This window comes from Sphingomonas sp. Mn802worker, from assembly GCF_000382485.1.
In the GTDB taxonomy this organism is placed as follows: Bacteria; Pseudomonadota; Alphaproteobacteria; order Sphingomonadales; family Sphingomonadaceae; genus Sphingomonas.
On the sequence record NZ_AORY01000012.1, the window covers coordinates 21,778 to 37,804 of the forward strand.

The following is a 16,027-nucleotide window of genomic DNA, read 5'->3' on the forward strand; positions in this document are numbered from 1 at the left end:
TAGGAGCTACAGAATGCCAAGGGATGTTGCCGGTCTGATCGAGGGTTACCACCGCTTCCGCAACGAGGATTGGGAGCAGGAAAAGGCCGAATGGGAAACGCTGTCCAAGGGTCAGAAGCCGAAGGTGCTGGTGATCGCCTGTTCCGACAGCCGCGTCGATCCGACGCAGATCTTCGATGCCAAGCCCGGCGAGCTGTTCGTGATCCGCAACGTCGCCAATCTGGTGCCGCCGTTCGAGACCGGCGGTGGCTATCACGGCGTGTCCGCCGCGCTTGAGTTCGCGGTGACGCAGCTGAAGGTCGGTGAGATCCTCATCATGGGCCACGCCTCGTGCGGCGGCTGCGCGGCGGCATTGTCGCAAGGGTTCAAGGACGCCGAGAAGGGCGCGGGCGGCTTCGTCGCCGACTGGATCAGCCTGCTCGATGAGGCGCGCGAGAAGGTCGTGGCGGAGAAGGGCACTGGCGCCGAGGCACAGACCGCAATCGAGTGGGAGGGCATCCGCTCCTCGATCAAGAATTTGCGGACCTTTCCCTTCGTCAAGGAGCGCGAGGATGCGGGCGAGCTGAAACTGCGCGGCGCGTGGTTCGGCATCGCCGAGGGTCAGCTCCGCGTGATGCAGGATGGCGAAGGCGCGTTCGAGCCCGCCTGACACCTACCGGTGCCGGTCGCTCAGGCGGTCGGCACCACTGCCTGCCACCGGCGCCGCCGCAGTATGAGCAGGTAATAGCCGGCGGCGATGATGATCTGGATGATCGTGGCGATGATCGCCGGCCGCCCCTCCGCCACATCCTGCCACGTCGCGACCGTGATCAACGCCAGCGCGACCAGCGTGACGATCGGCGCCAGCGGGTAGAGCGGCATATGATAGGTCGCGTGGCGTGAGGCACCCGAGTGCCGTCCGACCATCGCGGCAATGGCGATCCCGGCGTAGATGGCAATCAGCCCCGCCCCGCTCCACACCTCTAGCAGGCGCAACGGTAGAAAGCAGAGCAGCATGCCAACGGCGCCGACCAGCAGGGTGCCGAGCCATGGCGATCCCCAACGCGGATGGATCGCGCTCATCCAGCGATCGAGCGGCCGCCCCCACGACCCATCGCGCGCGGTGCCGTAGAAGAAGCGTGCGCAGGCGAGTACCCAGGCGATGATCGCGTTGACGATCGCGAGCGCGACGCCGAGCGCCATCGCCTGCCCGGCGCGCGCTCCCGCCATCGCGGTCACCAGATCGCCGAAAGGATTGGGCGAGGCGAGCATCACTCGCAAGTCCACCGCGCCCACCAGCGCGGCGAGAAGCGGCACGCCCTCGAGCACCAGCGTGAAGATAAGCGCCAGCATGATCGAGCGCGCGATCCGATGCGGCGCCTCGTGCATCTCCTCGCCGAAATATACCGCGGCTCCGTAGCCGTTGAAGGCGAAGATCGCGATCGACGCCGCGACCCCGATCGCGGTCAACGACGCGGGCGCCAGACCCTGCCCCGCCGTCATGACTGGTTGCGTCAGAAAATTGAGCGGGTTGCGCTGTACGTCTATGAGACCGAACGCCGTCACTGCGAGCAACGCCACCACCTCGATCAACAGGAAAAGTCCGGTGACGAGCGCGTTGAAACGGATGTTGAGCAACCCGATGAGCGTGCACACCCCTACCACCACGATGGCGGTCGGCACCTGCGGCAGCGCTGGGATCACGCCGACCAGCACCTCACGGATGCCCAGCCCCGCGACCGGCAGGAAGATCAGGTTGTTGAACACGTTGATGCCGAGCATGACGAAGCCCGCCATCGGCCCCAGCGTATGCGCGACCATCACGTACTCGCCGCCGGCGACCGGCCAGGCAGATGACAGCTCGGCGTAGATATAAGCGGTCGCGACGCACACCAGCCCCGCGATGATCGTCGCCCAGATCGCTCCGGTGCCGGCGACCTGCAACATGCCCGGCACGATCACGAACACCGATGACGCGGGCGTCGTCACCGACAGCGTCAGGAACAGCACGCCCGCCACGCCCAGGCTGCGCGCGAGCGGCACCAGCGCCGCCGATGAAAGCTGTTCCTCTGGCATCGTCCCCCGCCTTAATGGCGCGGGCTTCTTGCATGGTTAACGAGGGGGTGCCAGCCCCTCGTACCTTTGCATTGGCTCAGCCGGCGCGCTTGCTGACCGCGGCGTCGACGTCGGCCTTCGGGCCGTCGACGGTCACGCGCAGGTTGAGCTCGCGCAGCTGCTTGGGCGTCGCGTAGTTCGGCGCGCCCATCATCAGATCCTCGGCCTTCTGCGTCATCGGGAAGACGATCACCTCGCGAATGTTGGGCTCGTCGGCCAGCAGCATGACGATGCGGTCGATGCCCGGTGCCGACCCGCCGTGCGGAGGCGCGCCATACTTGAACGCGTTGATCATGCCCGCGAAGTTGGTGTCGACGTCGGCCTGGCTGTAGCCCGCGATCTCGAACGCCTTGTACATGATGTCGGGACGATGGTTGCGGATCGCACCCGACGACAGCTCCACGCCGTTGCAGACGATGTCATACTGATAGGCGAGGATGTCGAGCGGGTCCTTTGTCTCCAGCGCCTCCATCTCGCCCTGCGGCATCGAGAAGGGGTTATGGCTGAAATCGACCTTCTTGTTGTCCTCGTCATATTCGAACATCGGAAAGTCGACGATCCAGCAGAACTCGAACCGGTTCTGGTCGATCAGGCCGAGCTGGTCCGCGACGCGCGTGCGCGCCAGACCCGCGAGCTTCGCTGCCTGCGCTTCCTTGCCGGCTGCGAAGAACAGGCCATCGTTCGGTCCAAGCCCGAGCGCGTCGGCCATCGCCGACATCTTGTCCTCGCCGTGGTTCTTGGCGATCGGTCCGCCCCATTCGCCGTTCTTGCGCGTGGCATAGCCGAGCCCGGCGAACCCCTCACCCTGCGCCCAGACGTTCATGTCGTCGAAGAACTTGCGGCTCTTCTCGTGCGTACCCGGTGCCGGGATCGCGCGCACCACGTCGCCCGCCTCGACGATGGAGGCGAAGCGGCCGAAGCCCGATCCGACGAACTGCTCGGACACGTCCGAGATGATCAGCGGGTTGCGCAGGTCGGGCTTGTCGTTGCCGTATTTCAGCATCGATTCGCGGTACGGGATACGCTTGAACGGCAGCGCCGAGACGGTCCGCCCCTTGCCCGGCCAGTTGGCGAACTCCTCGAACACGCCGTGAAGCACCGGCTCGATCGCTTGGAACACGTCTTCCTGCGTGACGTAGCTCATCTCGAAATCGAGCTGGTAGAATTCACCCGGTGACCGGTCGGCGCGCGCGTCCTCGTCGCGGAAGCACGGCGCTATCTGGAAATAACGATCGAACCCGGCGACCATCAGCAGCTGCTTGAACATCTGCGGCGCCTGCGGCAGCGCGTAGAACTTGCCCGGGTGGACGCGGCTAGGGACGAGGTAATCGCGCGCGCCCTCGGGGCTCGATGCGGTCAGGATCGGCGTCTGGAACTCGGTGAAGCCCTGGTCGACCATGCGGCGGCGGATCGACGCGATGACGCTCGATCGCAGCATGATGTTCGCGTGCAGCTTCTCGCGGCGCAAATCGAGGAAGCGGTTCCGCAGCCGGATCTCTTCCGGGTATTCGGCGTCTCCGAAGACGGGCATGGGCAGCTCGGCGGCGTGGCTCTGCACGGTCGCGGCGCGCGCGTAGACCTCGATCTCGCCGGTCGCGAGGTTCGGGTTCACCGTCGCCTCCGACCGTCGCTTGACGCTGCCGTCGATCGTCACCACCGACTCGACGCGCAAGCTATCGAGCAGCGCCAGCACCGGGCTGTCGGTATCCGCGACGATCTGCGTGATGCCGTAATGGTCGCGCAGGTCGACGAACAGCACGCCGCCGTGGTCGCGCTTGCGATGCACCCAGCCCGACAGGCGGACGGTCTCGCCATCGTTCTCGGCGGTCAGTTGGGCGCAGGTGTGCGAGCGATAGGCGTGCATGGGCGAGTCTCTTGATCGTCACCCCGGCGAAACCGGGATTGGTGGCGGCTGGCGGGTACGTCTCGTACCCGGCCGATAACCCGCGCGCCCTCCCCTTCCAACCACGCTTTGTCAAGCTGGCGCCGCCCCGCTATGACCCGCGGGATATGCACGTTCATCCCCTGATTACCGACAGCGCGACGCTCGCCAACCTGTGCGCCCGCCTCGCCGATGCGCCGTTCGTGACGGTCGACACCGAATTCATGCGCGAAAGCACCTATTACCCCGAGCTCTGTCTGATCCAGATCGCGGACACGGAAGAGGCCGCCGCGATCGATCCCAAGGCGCCCGGCCTCGACATGACGCCGCTGCTCGAGCTGCTGACCGAGAATGAGGACGTGCTTAAGGTCTTCCACGCGGGCGGGCAGGATATCGAGATCATCTACAATCTGACCGGCCGCACCCCGCACCCGCTGTTCGACACGCAGGTCGCGGCGATGGCGCTCGGACAGGGCGAGCAGATCGGCTATTCCAATCTTGTCGACAGCTGGCTCGGTATCCAAGTCGACAAGGGCGCACGCTTCACCGATTGGTCCCGGCGACCGCTCGACGACCGGCAGGTCGATTATGCGATCGGCGACGTGACTCACCTGTCAAATATCTTCCCCAAGATGCTGGAACGATTGAAGAAGACCGGGCGCGGCGCGTGGCTAGACCAGGAAATGGAGCGGCTCGCCGACCCGGCGAATTACGCCAACGATCCCGATCTCGCGTGGAAGCGCGTGCGCGTCGCGAGCCGCAAGGCCGACGTGCTCGGGCGGTTGAAGGCGATCGCACGCTGGCGCGAGCTGGAGGCGCAGGGCAAGGACCTGCCGCGTGGACGCATCGTCAAGGACGAGACGCTAGGCGACCTCGCCGGCCATCCGCCGCGCAAACAGGCCGACCTCGCCAAGGTACGCGGCCTGTCGCAGACCTGGGGCTCGAACGAGATCGGTGCGCGACTGATGGCGGCAATCGAGCATGCGCGTCCGCTGCCTACCGACGAGATGCCTGCGCGCGACGATCGCAAGCCGGGCCTGGGGAAGGACGGCGCGCTCGTCGCCGACCTGCTCAAGCTCTTGCTCAAGATACGCGCTCGCGACATCGACGTCGCACCGCGGCTGCTCGCGCGATCGGACGATTTGGAAGCCCTGGCGGCAGGCGCGCGCAGCGGGCTGTCGATCCTGGAGGGCTGGCGCTTCGACCAGTTCGGCCGCGACGCGCTCGATCTGGTCGAAGGGCGGATGGCGTTTGCGGTCACCGGCGGCCGGTTGAAGATGACCCGCGCGGAGGCGGCGGAATGATGCGGGTAGCGCTGTTGATCGCCATGGCGGCGATCTCTGCCTGCGCGCCGAAGAACGCCGGTCTCGTTGCGCCGGCTACCGCCTGCAACGCGGACGGCGCTCAGCACCTCGTCGGTCAAGCCGCCGACACCGCGCAGGCAGAGGCGCAGCGGCTGAGCGGCGCGCGCAGCGTCCGCCGCTACGCGACCGGCGACATGCTGACGATGGACTATCGCGCCGATCGCCTCAACATCGAGACCGACGCGAGCGGCCGGGTCGTGAAGCTCACCTGCGGTTGAGCGCCGCCGGCCGAACAGTCCGCCCGGCCGTGTGAGGAGTGACGTCGATCTTTCACCTGTTCTTCTCGATCCCCAGTCTGATCGTCATCGCGCGCTGGCTGGTTCCCTTGTCGCTGCCTGGTTGGATCAAGCTGGTGGGCGTCGTCGCCCTGCTCGCCGCGTCGCAATATCATCTGTGGAGCCGCCTCTCGTCGGGATCGGTATTCGCGCCCGAGTTTCCGCGCACCATCGTGCTGCTGTTCAACTGGGCATTTGGCGCGATTCTGCTGCTGGCGGTGTTCCAGCTTGCGCTCGACGTGGCGGGCGTCATCGGCTGGATCGTGCGACGTGGTGCGTGGGCGATGCCTGACGCCGCGCGCTATGCCGTGGCGGTGCTGGCAATGATCCTCGCCGCGATCGGCGTCGCGAATGCAGCGCGCGTGCCACTGGTCAAGGACGTCGCAATTACGATCCCGAACCTGCCGCCCGCGTTCGAGGGCTATCGACTGCTGCAACTGACCGATCTGCACCTCAGCCGGCTGTTCACCGCGCCTTGGGCTCGCCAAGTCGTCACGCGCGCGAACGCCGCGGGCGTGGATGCGATCGTGGTGACCGGCGACTTCATCGACGGCTCGGTCGCGATGCGCCGCGACGATGTCGCACCACTCGCCGACCTGCGTGCGCTTGACGGCGTCTGGGCGGTGCCGGGCAATCACGAATACTTCTTCGATTATGCCGAGTGGATGCGGCACCTGAGCGCGCTCGGCATCCGCATGCTGCCGAACGCCCACACGGTGGTCGAACGCGCCGACGCGGCGCTGGTCATCGCGGGTGTCACGGATCTGTCCGCGCGTGGCGCGGGCCAAGCAGGTCCCGACCGCGAAGCAGCGCTCGCCGGTGCACCGCCCGCCGCCCCGATCGTCCTGCTCGATCACCAGCCGCGCAACGCACGCGCTGCCGCCGCGCAAGGCGTTGCACTGCAGCTCTCCGGCCACACCCATGGCGGCATGATCGCCGGAATGGCGAAGCTGCTCGAGCCCGCCAATGGCGGCTTCGTCTCGGGCGTCTACCCAATTGGCGACATGACGCTCTACGTCAGCAACGGCACAGGTCTGTGGCCGGGCTTCGCGATCCGGCTTGGCCGTCCATCGGAGATGACATGCTTCACGCTCCATCGGGGGTGAACCTCGCCCGCCCCCGCCGGTTCTGTCGCCATGATCGGTTCGCTTACCAATGATGACCCCCGCGCCGACGCACGCGCCGGCATGGCTCGCTTCCTTGACGACGTACCCACAGGTCGCATCGTCGTAGCGGGTCACTTCGATGCGGACGGCCTGTCGGCTGTCGCGATCCTGCTACGAGCGTTGCGAACGAGCGGGCGCGAGGCCGAGGCGGCGATCGTCGGCAAGGGCGAGACGCCATGGGACAAGTCGTTCGCCGACCACCTGCACGCGATGTCGCCCGCCGGATTGATCGTCACCGATCTGGGTACGCGCGGCGAGCCCGTCCTCTCGGGCGTACCAACGCTGACGATCGACCACCATCGCCCGACCGGCACACCGCCCGATGGCGTGACGCTTAACGGGCACGAACTAAACCCGGAACCCACCAGTGCGCTGATCGCGTGGTGGGCGGCGGCTGCGCTGGGTGACGCGTCCGACCTGCAATGGCTCGCCGCCCTCGGGCTGATCGGCGACATGGCGCCCGAGGACGCCTTTCCCGAACTCGCCGAGGCGCAGGCACGCTGGGGCAAGACCGCGCTGCGCGACGCGACTTCGCTCGTCAATGCGCCCCGGCGCACCGCCGCAGCAGACGCATTACCGGCGCTCCGCCTGCTGCTAACCGCAGACGGACCCAAGATCATCAGCAAGGGCGACAGCGCCGATGCGCAGGCGCTGGTCGCCGCCAAGGCGGAGGTCCGCGCAGCGGTCGAGGCCGCCCGCCGCATCGCCCCACGCGTCGTCGGCGACGTCGCGCTGATCCTTTTCGCCTCACCCTGTCAGATCCATCCGTTGATCGCACAGCAATGGCGCGGGCGGCTGAAGGACAAGATCGTGATCGCCGCCAACAGCGGCTACCGCCCCGGCTGGGTGCATTTCGCCGCGCGTTCGGCGAGCGGGCGCGACCTGCTTGCGTTCCTCGCCGAGCACCGGCCTGAGGGTGCTGACGGCCGCTACGGCAACGGTCATGCTCAGGCGACCGGCGGCGCGCTGACGATTGCGCAATGGAACGACTTCGTGACCGGACTGGGCTTCGACCAAGCGGTGCTGCCCCGCGTCGATTGACGCTCCAGCTACGACCATGAAGCCACCCGCGGTCATTGCTGCGTGATCGTCGCGCGACTATTCTGTCCACCATCATCGGAGAAGCGTCATGCCGATCACCATCAATGGATCGCCCGTTCCCATTCCCAGCGATCCGCGTGTGTCGCTGCTCGACCTGCTGCGAGAGGGGCTTCACCTCTCCGGCACCAAGAAAGGCTGCAATCAGGGCGCGTGCGGTGCCTGCACCGTCCTGGTCGACGGTGAGCGGATCGTCTCCTGCTTGGCACTCGCGGTGCAATATGACGGCCGTGAGGTTACCACGATCGAAGGACTGGCGGACGGCGACACGCTCCATCCGCTCCAGGCTGCCTTCATCGAGCATGACGGGTTCCAGTGCGGCTATTGCACGCCCGGCCAGATCTGCTCCGCCGTTGCGATGGCCGACGAGATCGCGCGCGGCATGCCCAGCCACGTCACCGATGCGCTCGGCGGCGACACGATCACGCTGACCCGCGACGAGGTGCGTGAGCGGATGAGCGGCAATCTGTGTCGCTGCGGTGCGCATAACGGCATCGTCGATGCGATCCTCGAGGTCTACGGCCATGCCGATGAAAAGGTGCTGGAGGCCGCAGAATGACGCCGTTCAGCTTCAACCGCGCTCGCGACACGACGCAGGCACTCGAACTCGCCCGGCACGGTGCACGCTATCTCGGCGGCGGCACCAATCTGGTCGACCTGATGCGTGAGACGGTGGAGCGCCCCGCCGCGCTGGTCGACGTGACCGGCCTGTCGCGCGACATCACCGACACGCCCGGCGGCGGGCTGATGATCGGTGCGGCCGTGACCAACAGCGCGCTTGCTGCACATCCACAGGTCCGCACCCGCTATCCCGTCCTTGCCCGCGCGATCCTGGCGGGCGCCAGCGCGCAGATCCGCAACATGGCGACGGTCGGCGGCAACCTGCTCCAGCGGACGCGCTGCACTTATTTCTACGATGCCGAAGGGTCGCGCTGCAACAAGCGCCAGCCGGGACAAGGCTGCGATGCGAAAGACGGGTTCAACCGCATCCACGCCATTCTCGGCGCATCCGACGCCTGCGTCGCGACGCATCCGAGCGACATGTGCGTCGCCTTCGCCGCGCTCGACGCGGTCGTGCATCTTTCGTCCGCGACCGGCACGCGCACGCTGCCGCTGACCGACTTGCACCGGCTGCCCGGCGACCATCCGCAGCTCGATACTGTGCTGGAGGCGGGAGAGTTGATCACCGCAATCGAGCTGCCCTCCTCGCCGCTCGCCGCGCACTCGACCTATCGCAAGGTACGCGACCGCGCGAGCTACGCCTTTGCGCTCGTCTCGGTCGCCGCCGCTATCCAGGTGGAGGACGGTCACGTCAGCGACGTGCGCCTCGCGCTCGGCGGCGTCGCGCACAAGCCGTGGCGCGCGACCCGCGCCGAAGCGGCGCTGCGCGGCCAAGCCGCAACACCCGATACCTTCCGCGCCGCTGCCGACGCCGAACTCGCCGTCGCGGTGCCGCTGCGCGACAACGGCTTCAAGATAGAGCTCGCGAAACGGACGATCACGGCCGTGCTGGCCGAACTGGCGGGAGTGGACGCATGAAAGCGGTCGAGGACGCCAAACAGGCGGTGCAAGGCGCGGCGCAGGCCGTCATGGCAAAGGCGGTGCAACTCGCACCCGACAGCTGGATGCCCGGCGGCAAGCCCGATCCGCTGATCCGCGCGCAGCACGGTCATGTCGGCCGGGCGATCTCGCGTATCGATGGTCCGGTCAAGGTGCGCGGCGCGGCACCCTATGCGGCGGAGTTTCCGCTCGACGGCATGCTCTACGCTGCGCTCGTGTTCAGCACGATCGCCAAGGGCACGATCACTGCGCTTGAGACCGGTGCGGCAGAGGCTGCGCCAGGCGTCCGGCTCGTCATGACCTATCGCAACGCGCCGCGCATGAAGCGGATGCCGCTGTTCATGACCTCGGAAAAGGCGTGCGGCGGTAACGACCTGCCCGTGATGCAGGACGCGAAGGTGTATTGGAACGGTGAGCCGGTCGCGCTCGTGCTGGCCGAGACGCAGGAACAGGCCGATCACGCCGCCGCGCTGATCCATGTCGCCTACGCGGAAGAACATGCGGTCACCGCGCTGGCCGAGGCCAAGGCGAACGGCGTCGAGCCCGCACAGTTCATGGGGCAGCCGCTCAAGTTCGAGAACGGCACCGCCGAGGAGGCGCTGGCGCGCGCGGCGCACAAGGTCGACCGACGCTACACGACGCCGCGGCACAGTCACAATGCGATCGAGTTGCACGCGGTCACCGTTGCGTGGGACGACGAAACCTTGCGCGTTCACGACGCGACGCAGATGGTCGCGCACACCGCCTGGTCGTTAGGGCATGTGTTTGGAATGGCGGAGGATCAGGTCCATGTCACCTCCCCGTTCGTCGGCGGCGGATTCGGCGGCAAGGGATTGTGGCAGCATCAGGTGCTCGCCGCCGCCGCGTCTAAATTGGCCGGGCGTCCCGTCCGCCTGATGCTCTCACGCGAGGGCGTCTACCGCATCGTCGGCGGGCGTACGGTCACCGAACAGCGCGTCGCGCTTGGCGCGGACGCGGACGGCACCTTCGAGGCGCTGATCCACACCGGCACGACCGCGATGAGCCACCACAACGTCCTGCCCGAGCCGTTCATCCTGCCCGCCCGCAGCGCCTATGCGGCAAAAACGATGAAGCTCGACGTCGAGGTCGCCTATCTCGACATGGTCGCCAACACCTTCATGCGCGCGCCCGGTGAAGCGGTTGGCACCTTTGCGCTCGAAAGCGCGATCGACGAGCTCGCGCACGAGATGGGCGTCGATCCGATCGAGCTGCGGCTGCGCAACGAGCCCGAGAAGGACCCGACCACCGGCGCGCCTTTCTCCTCCCGAGAGATCGAAAAAGCTTATCGTGACGGCGCCGAGCGGTTCGGCTGGTCCGAACGCCATGCACCGGGCACGCGGCGCGAGGGCGAGTGGATGATCGGCACCGGTGTCGCCACCGCAACCTATCCCTATTATCGCATGCCGGGCGGCGCGGCGCGGATCACGCTCAGGCCGGACGGCGCGACGGTCGACATCGCGGCGCACGACATGGGCATGGGCACCGCCACCGCGCAGACGCAGGTCGCGGCCGATCGACTCGGGCTCGACATGGACCAAGTCGCGTTCAACTATGGCGACAGCACGCTACCAGGCACCGTCATGGCCGGCGGATCGCAGCAGACTGCCGCGATCGGCGCGTCGGTGATGGCCGCGCACCGCGCGCTCGTCACCGAGCTGCTGAAGCTCGCCGGCAACGACTCGCCGCTCGCCGGCCTTGATGTCGATGAAGTCGTCAGCGTGAACAGTGGCCTCGCAAAGGTCGACGATCCTTCGGCACATGAGAGCTACGCCTCGATCCTGTCTCGCGCGCAGCGCGACGAGGTATCTGCGGAGGCCGAGCCGCCCGCACCGTTGGAGACGACGCACTGGTCGATGCACTCGCACGGCGCGATGTTCTGCGAAGTGCGCGTGAATGCCGTGACGGGCGAGCTGCGCGTCTCGCGCTTTCTCGGCTCGTTCGACTGCGGCCGAATCCTCAACCCCAAGACCGCGGCGAGCCAGTTCCGCGGCGGCATCATCATGGGACTCGGCCTCGCGCTGATGGAGGAGACGCAATATGACGAGCGCAGCGGGCGCATCATGAACCCCAGCCTCGCCGAATATCACGTGCCCGTGCACATGGACGTGCCCGAGATCGAGGTCATGTGGACCGACATTCCCGATCCGCATGCACCCATGGGCGCGCGCGGCGTCGGTGAGATCGGGATCACCGGCGTTGCGGCCGCCGTCGCGAACGCGGTGTTCAACGCGACCGGCAAGCGTGTGCGCGACCTGCCGATCACGCTCGACAAGCTGCTCTGAAATAACAGGCGAGGCGACGCCCTGGCTTCGTCGCTTCGCCCTCTAGCCGGAGAAACGTTGTTAACCTGCCCGCCGTATGGCTCGCACATGCCCTCGTCGCTCAACGCTGCGGACACGCTGGTGCCGCATCAGGCCCACAACTCCGCGGTGGCGCCGGCACGTATCCTTGATCTGCTTCCCGGGTTGGTCGCCTATTTCGGACCCGATCTGCGCTACCGTTACGCCAATCAGACCTATGCGCGCTGGCGCGGCATGGACCCCGACAAGATCGTCGGCCGCTACGTTCGTGAAATCGTTGGGGAACGTAACTACCCGCTGATCGCCGACCAGCTACGCCGCGCCCTCGGTGGTGAGACGATTTCCTACGACTACCTGCTGTTCGACAACGACGACCAGCGATCGGTGCAAGGAAGCTACGTCCCGGATTTTGACGAAATCGGGCATGTCGCCGGCGTCATCGTCCTAGTGACAGAGACGTGCCGGCGCGACACCATCGATTTCGAAACGGCACGCAGCGAGGCAATGTTCGCCGAAGCGTTCGAAAACGCGCCATTCGGCCGTGCGATCGTCAGCCCGGATGGGCGCATCGTTCGCGTCAACCCGCGCTTCGCGGCGATGATTGAGCGCCCGGCGCAGGACCTTCTCGGCCTTGGCATCTCCGATATCACGCATCCGGACGACCTCGAGTCCGACCTGCGGCAACTAAACGAAATCCTTGCCGGTGTGCGTAACGGCTACAGCATGGAAAAGCGCTACGTGCGCCCGAACGGCACCGCCTTCTCCGCTCGGCTGGAGGTTTCGGCGGTGCGTAACGACTCGGGACAGGTCACCTGCTTCTTCGCTCATGTCGAGGACATCACCCAGCAACGCGAGGCCGAACGCCGATTGATCGAGATGAACGCACGCCTGTCGCTCGTGTCCGAAGCGGTACGCGGCGGATCGTGGCACATGGATGTGGCGAGCGGCACCTTTGAGACATCGCAGCAGCTTGCGCGCTTTGTCGCCGGTCCTGAGGCACAACCCTATGATCTCGATGGTTTCAGCGAGCACATCCTGCCCGAGGATCGCGCCAAGGCCGACCTGAGCGACCTGATCGAGGGGAAGCACGACCGCTCCTCGGTCGAATACCGCCTGCAGACCGCGAGCGGCATCCACTGGATGCGCTGCGACCGGCGGCTTCTACGCGACGAGCACGGCCGGCCCGAGAAGCTCGTCGGCGTGACGATCGACCTGACCGAGGAACACGAACGCCGCATCCGTGCCGAACTGGAGGCGACGACCGATCCGCTCACCGGGCTTCTGAACCGGCGCGGACTGGATCAGCGGCTGGCCGCGCTGCCTGCCGACCTCGCCTGCGGAGTGATGCTGGTCGACCTCGACGGGTTCAAGCAGGTCAACGACACGCTCGGCCACGACGCGGGCGATGCTATACTGGTCGAGGTCGGCGACCGTCTACGCGGTTCGGTACGCCGTGACGACCTGGTCGCGAGGCTGGGCGGCGACGAGTTTGCGGTCGTGCTGGTCGGCGCCGACATAGGCAAGCTCGAGTCGCTCGCGGCGCGCACGGTGACGGTTTTGCAGGGCCGCTTCGACGCATGTGGTGACAGTGGGCTCGATGTCGGCGCCAGCATCGGCGCGGCATGGTCCGCCTCCCCGCTCGTCACCCAGCGCGCGGTGATGACCCGCGCCGACCGGGCGCTCTACCAGGCGAAGGCAGCCGGACGCGGCACGTGGCGGCTCGCCGCCTGATAGCCGTGTGCAAAGAGGCGGTGTCGCCGTGTGATGGCGGCGCTTGCGACCTTGGTCCGGCTTCCGCGTTCCAGCCTCGCCGCCTAACGCTGCGGCGGTGTCGCAGAAGGAGCCGGACGACGTGACCCTTACCCCTGCCCGTGGCGCAGCCCCGCTCGCCATCATCGTCATGGGGGTCAGCGGGTCGGGCAAGTCGACGCTCGGCAGCCTGCTCGCGCGCGCGCTGGATTGCCCGTTCCTTGAAGGGGACGATTTCCATTCGGTCGAGGCGATCGCGAAGATGCGTGCGGGTCACCCTTTGAGCGACGTTGATCGCTGGCCGTGGCTCGACCGCCTGGGGGAAGCGGTCGGGACGGCGGCGCGCACGCATGGCCGCGCCGTCGCGACCTGCTCCGCGCTCAAGCGACGCTACCGTGACCGCCTGATCGCCGCGACCGCAGGCAGCGTCCGCTTTGTCCTGCTCGACACTGATCGCGACGAGCTGGTCGAGCGCCTCCAACACCGCGCACATCACTATATGCCCGCCAGCCTGCTCGACAGTCAGCTGGACAGCCTCGAGCTTCCTGCACCCGACGAGCCGGTGCTGGCGCTCGACGCGCATCACAGCCCGTCCGAACTCTGCTACGCGGCGATCACCTGGGCCCAGGGCACCTAGGGCATCAAGCGCTTGCGCCCTTCCGACAGGTGCCACCGCATCGCGAGTGCGGCCGCATCGCCGTCCTGCGCACCGATCGCGTCGACGATCATCTCATGCTCGCGCATCATCGCCCCGATCACCTCGGGCGGGCGCGAGCGCGAGATATCGACACCGGCCCGCATCACCTTCTCGACCTCGCCGACCAGCGCCTCGAACGCCGCCGGGAACGCCGGATTGGCGGTCGCCCCGACAATGCGGCGGTGCAATTCCATGTCCTCGTCGTGCGCCGGCGCATCGGACAGCAGCGCGCGGCGCAGGTCGGCGAGCGCTGCCTCGATCGCCGCCATCTCCTCGTCAGATCGCCGCGCTGCCGCCAGCCGTGCTGCCTCCGCCTCCAGCACGAAACGAACTTCGTAGGTACCGAGCGTCGCCGCCAGCCCCGAAGCCGGCATGAACGCCAGCATCCTGTGCGATGGCCTGCTCTTCACGAACGATCCCGCACCGCGCCGCGGCTCGGTGATCCCGTCTGACGCGAGCCGCGCCAGCGCCTCGCGCACGATCGTGCGCGACATGCCGAACATCTCCGCCAGCCGCGCTTCCGCCGGTAGCCGATCTCCGACGCTCAGATCCTGGTCGTCGATGATCTCGACGATCGCGGTGTAGGCGCGATCGGTCAGTCGTTCCTGCACCACGTGCACGCCCTCTCCCTTGGTAGCTCAGGATAGCGCGCATTCCGCCGGGACCAAGAGGTACCGCGTCCTTTTACGCTGTCGTTCGGTCTCCGCTTGAAACGGTCAGGCGCGAAACCTGTATGACAAGTCTTTTCTCTATCAGGACGCCGGCGCGCCTAAGATAGCGGTAAATTAGCTTCGGGGATTGAACCTGTCCAACCACTTGTCGTAAGGAATGCAGGAACAGAGTTCGCGCGAAACAAGGCGGACCGCGACCGTACCGTCGATCAAGGGAGGATGACGCATGACAGGCGAACAAGCACATGATCCAGCACACACGCTGGTGCCCCGACCTGCCCGGCTGACCCCGACGCAGCTGAAGGTGATGCACGGCGTCCGTTCCGGCCGACTCAACAAGCAGATCGCCTATGATCTCGGCATCGCCGAGGCGACCGTGAAGGCGCACATGACCGCGCTGATGCGCAAGCTCAACGTCCGCAACCGGACCCAGGTCGCGATGGCGGCGCAGGCGTTGGGTTACGACGCGCGGTTGGCGGGATAGGTTCTTCGGGACCGATGCGTCGGCACCCGCCGCCGGTCAGAACTCGATCCCGGCCTGTGCCTTCACGCCCTGCTCGCGGAACGGATGTTTGACGAGGCTCATGTCAGTCACCAGGTCGGCAAGCTCGATCAGCGCGTCGGGCGCATTGCGTCCCGTTACAATGACATGGGTCATTGCCGGCTTGGCACGCAGCACGTCGAGCACCTCATCCAGCGGCAGATAATCGTAGCGCAGCACGATGTTCAGTTCGTCCGCCAGCACCATGCGATAAGTCGGGTCGGCGATCATCCGCTTGACCTCCTCCCACGCCGCACGCGCCGTCGCGATATCGCGCGTGCGGTCCTGCGTGTCCCAGGTGAAGCCCTCGCCCATCGGCTTGAACTCGACGCCCAGCTGCCGGAACACCGGCGCCTCGCCGGTTTCCATCGCACCCTTAACGAACTGGACGACGCCGACCTTCATGCCATGTCCAACCGCGCGCACCACCATGCCGAGCGCCGCGGAGGTCTTGCCCTTGCCCTTGCCGGTGTGAACGATCAGCAGGCCCTTCTCGACCTGCTTCGATGCGACGATGCGATCGTGCGCGACCTTCTTCTTCGCCATCTTCTCGGCATGTTCTTCGTCACTGCGCATCGACATCGTCTCCATCGATCACGTCGGCCAGGC

General features: G+C 66.7%; 15 protein-coding genes. 11 read left to right on the top strand and 4 right to left on the bottom strand.

From position 1 onward, the window contains the following. Positions 1-13: 13 nt before the first annotated feature. Positions 14-649 (top strand): carbonic anhydrase, encoded by a 636-nt coding sequence (locus SMN802W_RS0110050; protein ID WP_019516781.1) that lies wholly within the window; start codon positions 14-16, stop codon positions 647-649. A gap of 20 nt (positions 650-669) precedes the next feature. On the opposite strand, the gene SMN802W_RS0110055 is transcribed toward SMN802W_RS0110050, so the two are convergent. Then, positions 670-2,055, bottom strand: a complete 1,386-nt coding sequence (locus tag SMN802W_RS0110055) for an APC family permease (RefSeq protein ID WP_019516782.1) — start codon at positions 2,053-2,055, stop codon at positions 670-672. Positions 2,056-2,131: 76 nt separating this feature from the next. Then, complete coding sequence (gene aspS, locus SMN802W_RS0110060) at positions 2,132-3,958, bottom strand: aspartate--tRNA ligase (RefSeq protein WP_019516783.1); 1,827 nt, start codon at positions 3,956-3,958, stop codon at positions 2,132-2,134. A 146-nt stretch (positions 3,959-4,104) separates the two neighbouring features. Between aspS and rnd the strand changes: the two genes are divergently transcribed. The 9 genes from rnd to SMN802W_RS0110105 all read left to right on the top strand — a co-directional run bounded on the left by rnd (position 4,105) and on the right by SMN802W_RS0110105 (position 14,146). After that, the gene (gene rnd / locus SMN802W_RS0110065; RefSeq protein ID WP_019516784.1) at positions 4,105-5,280 is read left to right on the top strand and encodes a ribonuclease D; all 1,176 of its coding nucleotides are present in this window, start codon (positions 4,105-4,107) and stop codon (positions 5,278-5,280) included. After that, on the top strand, positions 5,277-5,558 hold the full coding sequence (locus SMN802W_RS0110070; protein ID WP_019516785.1) for an I78 family peptidase inhibitor: 282 nt from the start codon (positions 5,277-5,279) through the stop codon (positions 5,556-5,558). Before rnd ends, SMN802W_RS0110070 begins: the two co-directional genes overlap by 4 nt. Before the next feature lie 38 nt (positions 5,559-5,596). Continuing rightward, the gene (locus tag SMN802W_RS0110075) at positions 5,597-6,721 is read left to right on the top strand and encodes a metallophosphoesterase (RefSeq protein ID WP_019516786.1); all 1,125 of its coding nucleotides are present in this window, start codon (positions 5,597-5,599) and stop codon (positions 6,719-6,721) included. Positions 6,722-6,802: 81 nt separating this feature from the next. Further along, a complete protein-coding gene (locus tag SMN802W_RS0110080; protein ID WP_037523916.1) occupies positions 6,803-7,822 on the top strand; it encodes a DHH family phosphoesterase in 1,020 nt (339 codons plus the stop codon). 88 nt (positions 7,823-7,910) lie between these two features. Next, positions 7,911-8,438, top strand: coding sequence for a 2Fe-2S iron-sulfur cluster-binding protein (locus SMN802W_RS16865; RefSeq protein ID WP_019516788.1), 528 nt, complete (start codon positions 7,911-7,913; stop codon positions 8,436-8,438). Then, the gene (locus SMN802W_RS0110090; RefSeq protein ID WP_019516789.1) at positions 8,435-9,418 is read left to right on the top strand and encodes an FAD binding domain-containing protein; all 984 of its coding nucleotides are present in this window, start codon (positions 8,435-8,437) and stop codon (positions 9,416-9,418) included. The genes SMN802W_RS16865 and SMN802W_RS0110090 overlap by 4 nt, the downstream gene beginning before the upstream one ends. Then, positions 9,415-11,742, top strand: a complete 2,328-nt coding sequence (locus tag SMN802W_RS0110095) for a xanthine dehydrogenase family protein molybdopterin-binding subunit (protein WP_019516790.1) — start codon at positions 9,415-9,417, stop codon at positions 11,740-11,742. Before SMN802W_RS0110090 ends, SMN802W_RS0110095 begins: the two co-directional genes overlap by 4 nt. Before the next feature lie 87 nt (positions 11,743-11,829). Next, positions 11,830-13,491, top strand: a complete 1,662-nt coding sequence (locus tag SMN802W_RS0110100; RefSeq protein WP_019516791.1) for a GGDEF and EAL domain-containing protein — start codon at positions 11,830-11,832, stop codon at positions 13,489-13,491. Positions 13,492-13,660: 169 nt separating this feature from the next. Beyond that, positions 13,661-14,146, top strand: coding sequence for a gluconokinase (locus SMN802W_RS0110105; RefSeq protein ID WP_019516792.1), 486 nt, complete (start codon positions 13,661-13,663; stop codon positions 14,144-14,146). On the opposite strand, the gene SMN802W_RS0110110 is transcribed toward SMN802W_RS0110105, so the two are convergent. Further along, positions 14,143-14,820: a FadR/GntR family transcriptional regulator gene (locus SMN802W_RS0110110; protein ID WP_019516793.1), complete on the bottom strand. Its 678-nt coding sequence runs from the start codon at positions 14,818-14,820 to the stop codon at positions 14,143-14,145. The genes SMN802W_RS0110105 and SMN802W_RS0110110 overlap by 4 nt on opposite strands. Before the next feature lie 283 nt (positions 14,821-15,103). On the opposite strand from SMN802W_RS0110110, the gene SMN802W_RS0110115 reads away from it, so the two are divergent. Beyond that, positions 15,104-15,361: a response regulator transcription factor gene (locus tag SMN802W_RS0110115; RefSeq protein WP_019516794.1), complete on the top strand. Its 258-nt coding sequence runs from the start codon at positions 15,104-15,106 to the stop codon at positions 15,359-15,361. A 36-nt stretch (positions 15,362-15,397) separates the two neighbouring features. Here SMN802W_RS0110115 and cobO read toward each other — a convergent pair whose 3' ends face one another. Next, positions 15,398-16,000: a cob(I)yrinic acid a,c-diamide adenosyltransferase gene (gene cobO, locus SMN802W_RS0110120; protein WP_026325983.1), complete on the bottom strand. Its 603-nt coding sequence runs from the start codon at positions 15,998-16,000 to the stop codon at positions 15,398-15,400. Between the last annotated feature and the right edge of the window lie 27 nt (positions 16,001-16,027).